Below are 13795 nucleotides of genomic sequence, written 5' to 3' on the forward strand. Positions count from 1 at the left end.
GTCGACGAATTTCGCCTCTCGTTCGATTTTCTCCTGGGTTCGATCCAGAAGCGCCCCATCATCCTCAAGCAACGCTTGTTTCGACTCGGGGTCGGCCGCAAAGTCGGAAAAGGCGTGTCCGACCATCTGCTCGGGGGTGAAACCGAAGCATTTCGCCAAGCTTTGGTTGGCCAACATGATCTGGCCTTGTCGGTCCTTGACATAGATGAAGTGAGGATCGGCGTCGATGACCGTTCTGAGAAACGATTGCTGTCTCTCGATTTCCTGTTGGGCGTACAGCAGGCGCTCGACCAGTTGCACGTTGCGAAAGCAGGCGGTGATGTTGGTGACGAACACTTCGAGCAGCGGGCGGTTCAGGGCGGTGAGCGCCTGGCCGGAATCGAGAAAGATGGCGGCGTCATGGTGCGGGGCGACCTTCAGGTACAGCACGGTGTAATCGGGGCCAAAAACGTGTTGGCGGCGGGCGACGCTGCTCAGAATGGCCGAAACGATCCGTGAGTCCGGCAGCGTATCCAGCGGCTGAGCAATGTAGCGAGCGTGCCGACCGGCGGCGCCCACCACGTAGCAGTGATCGGGGTCGCCGCCGAACAGCGAACCTTTCTGGGTGCAGACGATGCCGTCCAGCGGCAGCTTGAACAGCGCGGCCAGTTGGGTGAGGATGCCTTCGGCGAAGTTGGCGATGGCGTGTTGCGCCATCAGTTCCGAAGCCGCGTGGATGATCAGTTCCAATCCGCGCCGGTGCTCGGCCAGGGCATGCAATTGATCGTAGGAACGCAGGGCGGCGCTGACCGTGGTAATTAACCGGATATGGGTCAATTCGGCTTTGGTGCGGTAGTCATTGATATCGTATTCGTTGATGACGGTCAGTTCCGGCGCGTAACCCGGTTGCCCGGTGCGCAGGATGATTCGGCATTCCGCCATGTGCAATTCGTCGCGGAGATACCCCACCAGTTCGAGGCCGGCTTGCTCGGTCTCCATCACGACGTCCACCAGCGCCACGGCAATATCCGGATGCATGCGCAATTGCATTCGCGCTTGCTGGCCATCGTGGGCGTGCAACAGGCACACGGGCCGCCCAAAAATATGCAGGTTCTGTAAAAACAAACCGGGTAACGCTGTGCACTTCCGGATCGTCGTCGACGACCAGCAGCTTCCATGGTGGAGTGTTGGTGGGCGAAGAAGCGTCTTGCCGGTTTTCCAGGTCGTTCGTGAGCGAGATAAATTCTTCGATCATGCAGGCGGTTCCACAATGGGGGCTGTCGGGGCCGGTCCGGGGTAGGGTTAGGGTAAAGACGGCTCCTTTCATGGAGGCGCTATGAACCTGAATAGTCCCACCAAGTATACCAGTGGTTAAATTATAGACAATATACAAGCCCAATCCGCTGCCACCCTGCCCCAGCCGGCTGGTGAAGAAGGGTTCGAAAATACGCTTGAGAATCGTTTCCGGAATGCCTACGCCATTGTCTATACAGTCGATTTGAACTTGCTCAGGGCCAAGCAGGGTGGCGCTGATCCGGACGAGCCCGGCTTCCACCCCAGTGAAACCGTGAGTGAACGAGTTGCCAACCAAGTTGGCGATGACCTGCTCCAGCGGACCGGGGTAGCTGTCCAGCTCCAGTTCGGGCGGAATGTCCACCTCGATACGATGGGCGGTGCGCTTGAACTGGGGGTACAGGGTGGTCAGCAACTCCTCGACCGTCTGGCGCAGGTTGAACCGGCGACGGCGCATGCTGGTCTGGTCCACCGCCACCTGCTTGAAGTGGCCGATCAGGTCGGCGGCACGGGCGGTGTTGCGTTCCAACAGATCCACCGCTTCCCGATTTCGGTTCAGGAAAGCGTCCACCTGGGAGCGGCGCAGAGCGCCGGAATCCACGGCGGTGGCGAAGACACGCAACTCCTCGCCCAGGCTGCCGGCGACGACGCGGGCATTGCCCAGCGGGGTGTTGAGTTCGTGGGCGATCCCGGCGACCAGGTGGCCCAACGCCGCCAGCTTCTCCGATTGCACCAATTGGGTCATGGCTTGACGCAGCTCGGCGGTGCGTTCGGCAACCCGTTCCTCCAGGTGCTCCCGGTACCGTCGCAGTTCTTCCACGGCCTCCTTGCGCACGGTGATGTCCTGATACGTCCCCAGAATTCCCAAAATAGCGCCATCCGCATCCCGAAGTGGGACCTTGGATGTTTGTAGCCAAATGCGTCGTCCGTCGGGCGTCGTCTGGGGTTCTTCATAGTCGAGCCTGGGGTTGCCCGATTCCAAGATCTGCTTGTCGTCGTCTCGGTAACGATCGGCCTGTTCCAGCCACCCCATCTGGTAATCATCCCGGCCGATCATCTCATCGGGCGAATCGACGCCCGCGTCGAGCGCAAAGGCTCGATTACAACCTAGATACCTCAAATCGCCATCTTTCCAGAAAACGCGTGCGGGAATGGTATCCAGGACGGTTTGCAACAGATTGCGCGATTGCCGCAACGCTTCTTCCATGCGCCTGCGTTCGGTAATGTCGAGTTCGGCGCCCACCGTGCGCACCTTGTGGCAAGCAGTTCCTTCGCCTTCGAAAAACGTTTGCGACCGGATGGCGATCCACCGGATCTCGCCGTTCCGGACGATCCGATGTTCGACATCGAATGAGCCATCGCCGGCCGGGTCATGGGCACGCTGGACAGCCGCCGCGATCATCGCGCGATCGTCGGAATACACGCTATCGAAAAAACGCCGGCAAGGTTGCCGGCTCATCCGCGCCCCAACCGTGGATTTTCCGTTGCTCCGGCGACCAGTAGAGGAGATCGGTCAAGTGATCATGATCGAAGATGCCCAGTTGGGAAACGCGGACGGCCTGCCGCCAGCGTTCCTCGCTTTTCCGCAGCGCCTCCTCGGCCCGCTTGCGCTCGGTGACGTCCAATGTGAATCCACCGATCAGGGGAGGTTGGCCCGGTCGGGGCAGGACAAACTTGAGCGTCGACCAATCATATCCGCCGTAACTTTCCTCCCTCTGCTCGGATTGTCCGGATTTCAGTATCCGGCTATCGTCGGCCGTGATTTGGTCCGCGAACTCGGAGGGGAACAGCTCGGCGTTGGTTTTACCGATCATCTCGGCTGGCTCGAGATTGAGATAGGTCTTGAATCTCTGATTGGCAAAGAGGGTGCGGCCGTGGGAATCCTTGATGTAGGCGAGGCCGGGAAAATGCTGCATGAATAGCCTGAAACGTTCCTCGCTCTCCAGTAATTCCTCCTCCGCCCGCTTGCGTTCGGTAATGTCGCGGTCAAAGGCGCAAGCGAGAAAACCACCCTTGTATTCCAAATAGTTGCCGGTCACCTCGACCGGAAAAACACGACCGTCCTTGGCACGGTGGCGAGATTCGAATTTCAACATTCCCCGGCGTTGGAGTTCGGCCTTATGGTCCTCGAATTTATCGGAGGGAAAGTCCGGATCAATGTCAAAGATCTTCATCCTCAACAATTCTTCCCGCATGTAGCCCACGGAGGCGCAGGCGGCGTCGTTGGCGTAGATCAGATTGCCTTCGCCATCCACCCAGAAGATGTTGTCCGAAGCGCAATCCATCGCGAATTGCGTCAGCAGCAGCGTTTCTTCCGTCTGCTTGCGCTCGGTGATGTCCCGTCCAACGCTGACGATGGCCACGACTCGATCTTGTTCGTCCCGCACCGCCGTGTCGGCCCACCCGAACCAGCGCCAACCCTCCTTGGTCAATGCGCGTTGCTCGTGATAATCCCGGTAGGGGGGCCGGAACAAATCCTCCATGGCCTTGGCCGTCGATTCCTGGTCGTCTTCGTGTACCAGGGGCATGAAAGTCCTGTTCAGCAATTCCTCCTCGGTTTTGCCAAAGACCTGGCAGTAGGACGGGCTGACGAACAGGAAGCGCTTTTCGGGATCGAGCTTGACAACCAGATCGGTCTGATGATCGACTAGCAGCCGGTATTTCTCCTCGCTGGTCCTTAAGGCCTCCTCCGCCCACTTGCGTTCGGTGATATCGATATTCAGCCCCAAGATGCCTCTGATCTCATCATGATCCCTGATGGGAGCGATGATGTTATGGATGCATCTCTCTTGGCCGCCGATGGTCAGCCACGCCTCTTCCTCGACGACCTGGCCGGCCCAGGCCTTGCGATTGTTATCGATCCAACGCGCCAGTATTGCCGGATCGTCGGTCACGTCTTCGGGGCGTTTGCCAACCACGTCCCCCCAGCATTTTTTGGAGAACGAGTTTTGTAGGACATAGCGACCGTTGGCGTCGATCAGGAATACATCGAAGGGGATGCTTTCGATGGCGGTACGGAGTCGCGCTTCGCTCTCGCGCAACGCCTCCTCCGCGCGGCGGCGGTGCTGGTTTTCCCGAATCGCCTGGGCCACGCTGGAGCAAGTATTCAGGAACGGCTGCAATCGCGCCACCATCTCCTCGTCGTATCCCTGCTTGCGGTTGGCGACACCCACCATGCCAACAAGTTTCTTGCCATGAAAGAAAGGCAGGCCCATGAAGGTGTTAAGAGGGAAATGACCGGGCGGAGTCCCGTACTTTCGCGGATCGTTGGCCGGGTCGTTGGAAAGCACCGGTTGAGCGGTGGTGATCACGGCGCCGAAGAGGGTATCGAGGTTACGGAATTCCATGCCCTTGGGCGCGTTTGTGGCATGGAAGGTCCGCGTCGCCTCGTCCCAGGCGATATTGGTGGTGATGGCCTGGTTCTTCAGATAGGGTGTTCCGTCGATCTCGCGCAGCACTTCGCCGATGAACCCGTACTCGCTTTCGGTCATGGCCAGCAACGCGGACAGCATGGCCTCGAATATGACGCGCGCATCGGCGCCCGTGATGTAAAGGGATTGAACATGGCCGATGGCATCGAGCAGGGCATGGGAAGCACGCAAGGAGTCCTCGGCTCGCTGGCGCTCGGTGATGTCCACCGCTACGCCCAGCACCTGGATAAGACCATCGCCATCCCGCACGGGATTGAAGTAAACGTCGAAAATAGAGTTTCTGATCTCGGACGTGAAGTGCTGTGCTTCTCCGCTGATGGCGCGGCGAGCGCGTTCACAGATCTGGGGGTGGTTGCGGTAAAGTTCAAACAGGGACTGGCCCACCGCCTCGCCGGGTGCCAGCCCGACGCCCGCCAACCCCTTGCCTTCGCTGAGCGAGAAGACGCCCTGCTCGTCGAACTGGAAGATGACCACGGGGGCGTTGCCGATCACTGACCGGTAGCGTGCCTCGCTAGTCGCCACGGCTCGCTCGCGCTGGTGAATGGCAAGCGACATCCGGTCGAGATCGTCCGCCAGGCGGTCGAGCTCCCGAATCCGCGCAATCGGCCACGGTTGGTCGTAGTTACCTTCGGCGATGGCATGGGCTTGTTCGGCGTAGCGACCGATGCGTTGCGAAAAGCCGCGAGCCAACACCCAAGCAATGAGGATCGCCAACAGCAAAGCCACCAACGCGCCGGCGGCCAACAGCCACAAGGTGGACAGCAACGGTCGAAACGCCTCGCCACGAGGTTGCGCGACCAGCACGATCCAGTCGAGTTGGGGAATGCTGATTGTAGTGCCGATGAACACCTTGCCATCCAACTCGAAGCCGCGGGTCCCAAACTGTCCTCGCAGGGCATCGCGGACGATGGACAGGTGACCGAAACTGAGCTGCTGACCGCTCAAGGCGGCTTGGGAATGGGCGATGACCTGACCTTGGCGATCCAGAACCATCGTCAGCATTCCCAATTCGGCGGGCGAACGACCGATAAATTCCGAAAGCCGATCGATGGCGATCTCGCCGATAAGCAGTTGTTCGGCTAACGGAATCGCCAAGGTTACGGCGAGCCGACCGGTCACGGTGGACAGGAAGATTCCCGACCACACTTCCTCGTTCCGCTCACGCGCATCGCGCAGGACCGTCCATCCAGAAAGATCGAGTTTGAGTAGATCGCTGCGTTGGCCACGCTCCGCCTCGGGCAAGCCGATGGCGTAGATCAAGTTGTCGGAATCGATGATATAGATCGCCGCGAACACACCACCTGTTCCGACATGCACATCCAGGGAACTGAACCAAAACGAGATGGGTTGGTTGCTTAGATCGCGGAAATCTTCCGCGATGGCGCGCAACTCGTACCCTGCGCCGAGCAAGTGAGTTTCGATTTGGCCGGCAATGGCGCGGGCCAGCGCCTGATAGCGGATTTCAAAGTCCACACGCAGTTGCGGCAACAGCACTCCCGCAACGAGGGCAGCCACCACGACCAGTGGGACCAACCCCGCCAGCACGATTCGCAGCGCCAGCCATAGGTGAAGGGGGCGAGTGGAGGACATGGCTTTATTCGACCACCATGAATTGGCCGTCGCGTACGACCGTGATGAAGAGGCGCCGTTTCACCTCGCCAAATTCATTGAAGAGCATCGGCTCCTCAACACCCTCGAAGCGACGTGCGGCCAGCACGGTTTCCTTGACACTCCGCCCCTCCCGGCGCTGGGCGAGCGCGTCGAGCACCACGTTGGCGGCATCGAAGGCGATGACGCCACCGAAACCAGGCTCGCGATGAAACCGGTCGCGGTAGGCTTGGTAAAAGGCCCGGTAGCGCGGCGCGGTGCTATTGCGGTCGAAGTTTTGCGCCATGATCACTCCTTCCACCGCCTTACCGCCTAGTTCGACCAGCCGCTCGGTGGCCGCCCACTCGGACGAAATGATGGGAACGCGGCTACCCAGTTTGCGGATTTGCTGGCACAGCAGCGCCGTATCCACGGAGTTGGCGACGATCAATACGCCATCGACTGGCGCCGCCAGCAGGTCTTGCGCCAGTTGCAAGAAGGTTGTTTCGCCGCCCGATTCGAAACCGATGACCTTGACGACCTCGCCGCCGCCCTGGACGTAGGTGGCGCGGAAACTGTCAAGCCAGTTTTCCGTGTAGGATTTGTTGCGCAAATCGTAGGTTGCCGCCAAGCGTCGCGTGGCGTTCTGGCCCACATGGTAGCGTGCGATCCGGCTGGCGTTATCCCGGGCGGACGTATTCAACCGGAAGAAATAGTCGTCCAACCCGGTGAGATCGTCGGTCGTGGCGGTGGGGCTCATCAGCAGAACCTTGGCCTCGTTCGCGATGGGCACCACGGCTATCGCCATGGCGCTGGTCATGGGGCCGACGATAGCGACCACGCCTTGCTCGATCAGGTCGCGAACCGCGCGCCGGGCCACTTCCGGGCTCTGCTGGTCGTCCTTGATCAGGAGTTTTACCTTGCGCCCGGCCACACCGCCCGACTGGTTGCGGAGTTCGACGGCCAGCAGGACAGCGTCGCGCCCGGCGATGCCGAGATCCGCCACCCGGCCGGAGGTACCGCCCACGAATCCGATTCGGATCGGCTCCGGCGGCTCGCAACCGAGCAATACGGCGATGCTCAAACCAATGATCGCCCAAACCCACGTCCTTGCGTTCTTGCGCTGAACAAATCGTTTGTCGTCCACGCTCCCTCCAATCAACGGTACGCCCTCAAGCGGCGATGCCGGATCGCGCCGTCCTGTTTGTGTTGTTTTCGATACAGGTTTCCCAAACGAGTAGTCGTGGCCGGCAGGTGCGGGAAAATCTCCCAACCCCCCTGAGTCAGGGAAGGGTGGGAGGATTTCGCTCGGTCATCGGCGTCCGCGCGACTCGAACAGGATGATGAAGCGGATTTCCGAAAGATTTGACCAAAATATTTATAATCGACGCAATTGCGATGCATTCAATAGAAACACCCCCTGCCCGCCGTGTTCGAATTCCAACCAGGTGAAGGGTACGTCGGGTAATGCCGCGCACAGGGCGTATTGCGCGTTGCCGACCTCGACGATCAGCAAACCATCCCGGCTCAGATAATCGGCGGCTTGATGCAGAATCTCCATCACCACGTCCAATCCTTCCGCGCCGGCCGCCAGACCCAATCGCGGCTCGTGCTGGTATTCGGCCGGCAGGCTGTCCAGTTCTTCCAGGCCGACATAGGGCGGGTTGCTGATGATCAGGTCGTAGCGGCGGCCCTTCAGCGCCGAAAACAGATCGGACTGGATCACCTCGACCTGATCTTCCAGTCCGTGCTCGGTCACATTGCGCCGTGCCACTTCCAACGCCTCGGCCGAAATGTCGGCCAAATCCACCCGGGCGTCCGGGAAAGCATAGGCGCAGGCGAGGCCGATGCAGCCACTGCCCGTGCCGAGATCCAGGATACCGCCGACCGCGCGGCTATCCGGCAGCCACGGCGCGAAATGCCGCTCGATCAGCTCCGCCAGCGGCGAGCGCGGCACCAGCGCCCGCTCATCCACGTAGAACGGCAGGCCCATGAACCAGGCACGCTGAGTGAGATAAGCAGCGGGTTTGCGCTCGGCGACACGCCGTTTCAGCAGAAGGAGCACCGCCTGTTTTTCGGCTGGTGTCAGGTGCGACTGAAAATATTCGGCGTGCAGATCCGGTGGCAGATGCAGGGCATGCAGTACCAGCGCCGCTGCTTCGTCGATGGCATTGTCGGTGCCATGGCCAAAGTGCAGGCCGGCCTCGTTCATGCGGCTGGCGCCCCAGCGGATCAGGTCGCGGATCGTGTGCAGGTGGGATGAAAGGTCGTCGTGGTCGCTCATCGGCAATCGAGTTTGGAGTTGAAGTTCCTCTCTCCCGACGGGAGAGAGGGGCGAAAGTATTCAGCCACCCATGATGTTGTAACCGCCGTCCATGTACAGCACCTCGCCGGTGACGATCTGGGCGAAGTCGCAGGCCAGCGCGGCGGTGGCCACGCCCACCTGTTCGGGGGTCACCAGTTGCTGGGTCGGGGCGCGTTCCTTGGTGCGGGCCAGCAGTTCGTCGAAACGGTCGATGCCGGAAGCGGCGCGGGTCATCACCGGACCCGGCGAGATGATGTTGACCCGGATGCCTTTCGGACCCAGCTCGGCGGCCATGTAGCGAGCGGCGGTTTCCAACGCCGCCTTGGCCGTACCCATGATGCCGTAGTGCGGCACGACTTTCTCGCCACCGAAATAGCTGAGGGTGAACGCGGCCCCGCCTTCCTTGGCCATCAGCGGCTCGGCCAGATGCATCATGCGGATGAACGACCAGGCCGAAACTTCCAGGGTGGACAGAAAACCCGGCAGCGAGCAGTCGGTCACCCGACCGTGCAGGTCTTCGCGCGGGCTGAAAGCGATGGAATGCAGCAGAATGTTCAGCTTGCCCCAGTGCCGTTCGATGTGCTCGAACACCCCCTCCAACTGGCCGGGTTCGCGCACGTCGCAGGGCAGGTAAAGCTCCGCTGGAACCTGCAAGGCGTCGGCCAGCACTTGAGTGTAGGCGCGGGTCTTTTCGTTCAGATAGGTCATCGCCACCTCGGCGCCAAAGGCCCGGAACGCGCGGGCGCAGCCATAGGCGATGGAATCCTTGTTGGCAACGCCGACCACCAGCGCCTTCTTACCGGCCAAAGGCTGCGCGGGGATGCCGATGGGTTGCAGAATAGGGTCTTGGGGATCGATCGGAGCCGTCATCGGAATATTCCTCAATTTAAGCGGGACGGGGTTGGTAGAATTCTATCGTTACCACCAACTATCGAGGTGAAAAATCATGACCCGTCGCGGAAAGCTGCTCGGAATGGCGCTGGTGGGCGGTCTAGCGCTGGCGCTGGGCTGGGTGCTGGGCGAACGGCTGTTCCGCCACCTCGGCTCACCGCCGGACATCGCCGGGATTTATCTGCCGGACGCTCAAGCGCTTCCTCCATTTCAGTTGGTCCATCAGAGTGGCCGACCGTTCACCAATAATGATCTGCTGGGCCATTGGACGTTTCTGTATTTCGGTTACAGCTACTGCCCGGATGTCTGTCCACTCGCGCTGACCGATCTGAACCGTTTGCAGCGGCGACTGGCAACGGCTGGCGCCGACGGCGATACGGCTTATCTGTTCGTGTCGGTGGACCCGCAACGAGACACACCAGAACGATTACGGGAATACGTCACCTATTTCAACCCGAAGTTTCAGGGGGCAACCGGTTCGGACGAGGCGCTGAATCCGTTGATCAAGGCGCTGCACGCTTTCTACCAGCGGGTGGACAACCCGGACGCCCCCGAGCGCTACACCATGGATCATACTTCGACCATCAGCCTGATCGACCCGCAAGGCCGACTCCGCGCCATTTTCACCCCGCCGCAAGACCCCGAGCGGATGGCGACGGATTTCCTCGCGATCCACGCCGCCGCGCCCTGAGAGACCGCGCCGATACCGTCAGGCCCCACCCTTTTCCCTGAAATCATCGTCATGTCCGATCCAGACACCGCCGCGCCCGCAACCTTGGGCGACCATCTTCGCCACTGGCCACAGTACCTATTGCCACAGCGCTGGCTGACCCGCCTGACTTATCGGGTCACCCGGGTTCGCGCGCCCTGGTTCAAGAATGCGCTGATCCGCAGTTTCGCTCGCGGGTTCGGCGTGAATCTGGACGAAGCGCTGGACCCGGATCCGCGTGCTTATCCCGATTTCAACGCCTTTTTCACCCGCGCGCTCAAACCGGAAGTCCGACCGTTGGCGCCGGGCGATCGGACGGTGTGCTGTCCGGTGGACGGCGCCGTCAGCCAGATCGGCATCGCCCAGGCCGACCGCCTGCTTCAGGCCAAGGGGCGGACCTTTTCGCTGGCGGCGCTGCTGGGCGGCGACATGGAGCGGGCGCGACCATTTCAGGGAGGCGCCTTTACCACCCTGTATCTGTCGCCGCGCGACTACCACCGCATCCACATGCCGCTGACCGGCCAGTTGCGGGAAATGGTGCATGTGCCGGGCGCGCTGTTCAGCGTATCGCCGCTGACCGCGCGGATGGTGCCCGAACTGTTCGCCCGCAACGAACGGGTGGCGGCGCTGTTCGATACCGAGGCGGGACCGATGGCGCTGGTGTTGGTGGGGGCGATCAACGTGGCTTCGATCGAAACGGTCTGGGCCGGCGCGATCACGCCGCCGCTGGGCACCACGATTCGCCACTGGCGCTACCCGTCGAGCGGCGCGGGCGCGGTGCGGCTCGACCAGGGCGCGGAGATGGGGCGCTTCAACATGGGCTCGACCGTGATCCTGTTGTTCGGCGCGGGCGCGGTGCGCTGGGAAACCGCCATTCAGCCCGGCGCGGCGGTGCGGATGGGGCAAGCGCTTGGCGCGGGCTCCGCGCCGGGTACCTGAGGCTATTGCTTCAAGCCCGCTCGAACGGAAACGTCAGCACCTCCGCCAGCGACTGTTTGCCCGCCGCCAGCATCGCCAGCCGGTCGAAGCCGAGCGCCACGCCGGCGCAATCCGGCAGACCGGCGGCCAGTGCCGCCAACAAATGTTCGTCGAGCGGCATTTCCGGCAATCCCCGTGCCCGTCGCGCCGCGTTTTCAGCTTCGAAACGCCGGCGCTGCTCGCCGGCGTCACCCAGTTCGTGAAAACCGTTGGCCAGCTCGATACCGTCCAAATACAACTCGAAGCGTTCGCCGACCGGCGGATCGCCCGGCCGCAACCGCGCCAGCGCCGCCTGCGAGGCCGGATAGTCGTACAAGAAGGTGAGCCGTCCCACGCCCAGACGCGGCTCGATGCGGTGGGTCAGCAGCAAATCCAGCCAGGGATCGGTTTCATCCGCCGGCATCCCCGGCGGGATGGGTACCCCGAACCGCTCCGCGCAAACCGCCAGTTCCGCCACGGTGGCCCGGTGCGGGTCCAGATCCAGATGATGTTGGAAGGCCGCGCGATAGCTCAAGCGCTCCGGTTCCGCCAGCGACACGCGCCCGCCCAGCAATTCGGTCGCCAGCTCGGTCACTTCATCCATCAGCCGGCGATGATCGAAGCCGACCCGATACCACTCCAGCAGGGTGAACTCGGGATTGTGCAGGCGACCCGCCTCGCCGTCGCGAAACACCCGGGCGATCTGGTAGATACAGCCGCTACCCGCCGCCAACAGCCGCTTCATCGGGAATTCTGGCGAGGTGTGCAGGTACAGGGTCCGGCCGTAGCGCGACCCCGGTCCCGAATAGACCGTGGCGAAACTGGCCAGATGCGGATCGCCGATCGCCGCCACCGACAGCGCCGGCGTGTCCACCTCCAGCACCCCGCGCGTCGCGAAGAAGGCCCGGATGCGCGCCAGCAATTCGGCCCGCAGCCGCAGGATGGCCGGATCGACGCCAGGTCGCCAGCAGGACGCTGCCACGCTGGGTCGCGCCGCCGCTTATTCCTTCACCCGGGACACGTACTCACCGGTCCGGGTATCCACCTTGATCACCTCGCCGTTCTGCACGAACAGCGGGACGCGCACCACCGCGCCGGTATCCAGAGTCGCCGGCTTGCCGCCGCCGCCCGAGGTGTCGCCGCGCACACCGGGGTCGGTTTCCACAATGGTCATGACCACGAAATTGGGCGCCGCCACACTCAACGGTACGCCGTTCCACAGCGTCACCTGACAGACCGCTTCTTCCTTCAACCACTTGGCGGCATCACCCACGGCGGCGGCGTCCGCAGTCAACTGTTCGTAGCTTTGCGGGTCCATGAAGTGCCAGTACTCGCCATCGTTGTACAGATACTGCAGATCCACATCGGTCACGTCGGCGCCTTCGACGCTGTCGCCCGACTTGAAGGTGCGTTCGATCACCCGCCCGCTCTTCAGGTTGCGGACCTTGACCCGATTGAACGCCTGACCCTTGCCGGGTTTGACAAACTCGTTCTCGACGATGGCGTAGGGATCGCCGTCCATCATGATCTTCAGCCCGCTCTTGAATTCATTGGTACTATACGTCGCCATGCAAAACCCGCCTCCAGCTAGAGTGATTGAGTTACAAGAACAAAGCATGATAACGGCAAAGCCGGTCCCGCGTCAGGCGTCGCGCTGGCAGCGCGAGTTGGCCCAAGCGATCGGCGATCCGGCCGAACTGCTGCGGGAGCTGGATCTCGATCCCGTCCTGCTGCCGGCGGCGCGTGCGGCATCGGCCAGTTTCCCGCTGCGGGTGCCACGCGGTTTCGTAACCCGGATGCGCAAGGGCGATCCCGACGATCCGCTGCTGCGGCAAGTACTGCCACTGGGCGCGGAACTGGACGAGGCGCCAGGCTTCGACACCGACCCGATCGGTGACCGAGCGGCGTTGGCGGCGCCGGGCGTGTTGCACAAATACCACGGCCGGGCGCTGCTGCTGGTCACCGGTGCCTGCGCGGTGCATTGCCGTTACTGCTTTCGCCGCGAATTTCCCTATACCGAATCTGGGGCCGGCGCGGCCCGGTGGCGGCCGGCGCTGGCCTATCTGCGGGACGATCCCAGTCTGCGCGAGGCGATCCTCAGCGGCGGCGATCCGCTGTCGCTGTCCGACCGGCTGCTGGGCGCGTTGCTGGCGGAACTGGACCGCATCCCTCATCTGGAGCGTTTGCGCATTCACAGCCGGCAACCCATCGTGTTGCCCGAACGGATCGACGACGTTCTGCTGGCGGTGCTGGCCCGCACCCGTTTGCAACGGGTGCTGGTCGTTCACGCCAACCACCCGCGCGAAATCGACGGGACGGTGCGCGCGGCGCTGCGCCGGCTGGCGGCGGCCGGCGTGACCCTGCTGAATCAGGCGGTGCTGCTGCGCGGGGTCAACGATTCGGCGGCGGTGCTGGCCGGCTTGAGCGAGGCGCTGTTCGCCGCCGGCGTGCTGCCCTACTACCTGCACCTGCTCGACCGCGTGCGCGGCGCGGCCCATTTCGAGGTGAAGGAAAGCGAGGCATCGGCTATCATGGAAACACTACGCCAGCGACTGCCGGGCTATCTGGTGCCCCGGTTGGTGCGGGAACTACCGGGGCAACCGGCCAAGACCCCGGTATGACGGCATCGCTGGTGCCTTCCTG

At 62.3% G+C, this 13795-nt stretch carries 11 protein-coding genes; 3 read left to right on the forward strand and 8 right to left on the reverse strand.

Annotated features, from left to right (window positions below; all coding sequences use genetic code 11):
• The 6 genes from E4P82_RS14625 to fabI all read right to left on the reverse strand — a co-directional run.
• On the reverse strand, nt 1-921 hold a 921-nt coding region (locus E4P82_RS14625; RefSeq protein ID WP_169249582.1), incomplete at its 3' end, for a DUF3369 domain-containing protein.
• Entirely contained in the window at nt 836-2674 is a 1839-nt protein-coding gene (locus E4P82_RS14630; RefSeq protein ID WP_169249583.1) for a sensor histidine kinase, read from the reverse strand. The genes E4P82_RS14625 and E4P82_RS14630, both read right to left, overlap by 86 nt.
• 22 nt (nt 2675-2696) lie before the next feature.
• Nucleotides 2697-6293 carry a PAS domain S-box protein gene (locus tag E4P82_RS14635; protein ID WP_169249584.1) on the reverse strand — a complete coding sequence of 1199 codons (3597 nt, stop codon included), beginning with the start codon at nt 6291-6293 and terminating at the stop codon, nt 2697-2699.
• 4 nt (nt 6294-6297) lie between these two features.
• Nucleotides 6298-7374, reverse strand: coding sequence for an ABC transporter substrate-binding protein (locus E4P82_RS14640; RefSeq protein WP_211203163.1), 1077 nt, complete (start codon nt 7372-7374; stop codon nt 6298-6300).
• 294 nt (nt 7375-7668) lie between these two features.
• A complete protein-coding gene (prmB, locus tag E4P82_RS14645) occupies nt 7669-8574 on the reverse strand; it encodes a 50S ribosomal protein L3 N(5)-glutamine methyltransferase (RefSeq protein ID WP_169249585.1) in 906 nt (301 codons plus the stop codon).
• 60 nt (nt 8575-8634) lie between these two features.
• Nucleotides 8635-9465 (reverse strand): enoyl-ACP reductase FabI, encoded by an 831-nt coding sequence (fabI, locus tag E4P82_RS14650; protein ID WP_169249586.1) that lies wholly within the window; start codon nt 9463-9465, stop codon nt 8635-8637.
• 76 nt (nt 9466-9541) lie between these two features.
• Here fabI and E4P82_RS14655 point away from each other — a divergent pair, with 76 nt between their 5' ends.
• The gene (locus E4P82_RS14655) at nt 9542-10177 is read left to right on the forward strand and encodes an SCO family protein (RefSeq protein ID WP_169249587.1); all 636 of its coding nucleotides are present in this window, start codon (nt 9542-9544) and stop codon (nt 10175-10177) included.
• Between the two features lie 84 nt (nt 10178-10261).
• Nucleotides 10262-11134 (forward strand): archaetidylserine decarboxylase, encoded by an 873-nt coding sequence (asd, locus tag E4P82_RS14660; RefSeq protein WP_420887122.1) that lies wholly within the window; start codon nt 10262-10264, stop codon nt 11132-11134.
• A 10-nt stretch (nt 11135-11144) separates the two neighbouring features.
• Here the strand turns inward: asd and epmA are convergent, their stop codons facing one another.
• Both epmA and efp read right to left on the reverse strand, forming a co-directional pair.
• Nucleotides 11145-12134: an EF-P lysine aminoacylase EpmA gene (epmA, locus tag E4P82_RS14665; RefSeq protein ID WP_169249590.1), complete on the reverse strand. Its 990-nt coding sequence runs from the start codon at nt 12132-12134 to the stop codon at nt 11145-11147.
• An 18-nt stretch (nt 12135-12152) separates the two neighbouring features.
• The gene (gene efp, locus E4P82_RS14670) at nt 12153-12722 is read right to left on the reverse strand and encodes an elongation factor P (protein WP_169249591.1); all 570 of its coding nucleotides are present in this window, start codon (nt 12720-12722) and stop codon (nt 12153-12155) included.
• 46 nt (nt 12723-12768) lie between these two features.
• On the opposite strand from efp, the gene epmB reads away from it, so the two are divergent.
• A complete protein-coding gene (gene epmB, locus E4P82_RS14675) occupies nt 12769-13773 on the forward strand; it encodes an EF-P beta-lysylation protein EpmB (protein ID WP_169249592.1) in 1005 nt (334 codons plus the stop codon).
• The last annotated feature ends 22 nt before the right edge of the window (nt 13774-13795 follow it).

This window comes from Candidatus Competibacter phosphatis (assembly GCF_012939995.1).
Classification (GTDB): domain Bacteria; phylum Pseudomonadota; class Gammaproteobacteria; order Competibacterales; family Competibacteraceae; genus Competibacter; species Competibacter phosphatis.

What these genes read in the sequence shown, in the direction of transcription:
- epmB (WP_169249592.1), top strand. Translation starts at nt 12,769, where the DNA reads ATGATAACGGCAAAGCCGGTCCCGCGTCAGGCGTCGCGCTGGCAGCGC.
- E4P82_RS14635 (WP_169249584.1), bottom strand. Translation starts at nt 6,293, where the DNA reads ATGTCCTCCACTCGCCCCCTTCACCTATGGCTGGCGCTGCGAATCGTG.
- prmB (WP_169249585.1), bottom strand. Translation starts at nt 8,574, where the DNA reads ATGAGCGACCACGACGACCTTTCATCCCACCTGCACACGATCCGCGAC.
- fabI (WP_169249586.1), bottom strand. Translation starts at nt 9,465, where the DNA reads ATGACGGCTCCGATCGATCCCCAAGACCCTATTCTGCAACCCATCGGC.
- E4P82_RS14630 (WP_169249583.1), bottom strand. Translation starts at nt 2,674, where the DNA reads ATGATCGCGGCGGCTGTCCAGCGTGCCCATGACCCGGCCGGCGATGGC.
- E4P82_RS14655 (WP_169249587.1), top strand. Translation starts at nt 9,542, where the DNA reads ATGACCCGTCGCGGAAAGCTGCTCGGAATGGCGCTGGTGGGCGGTCTA.
- efp (WP_169249591.1), bottom strand. Translation starts at nt 12,722, where the DNA reads ATGGCGACGTATAGTACCAATGAATTCAAGAGCGGGCTGAAGATCATG.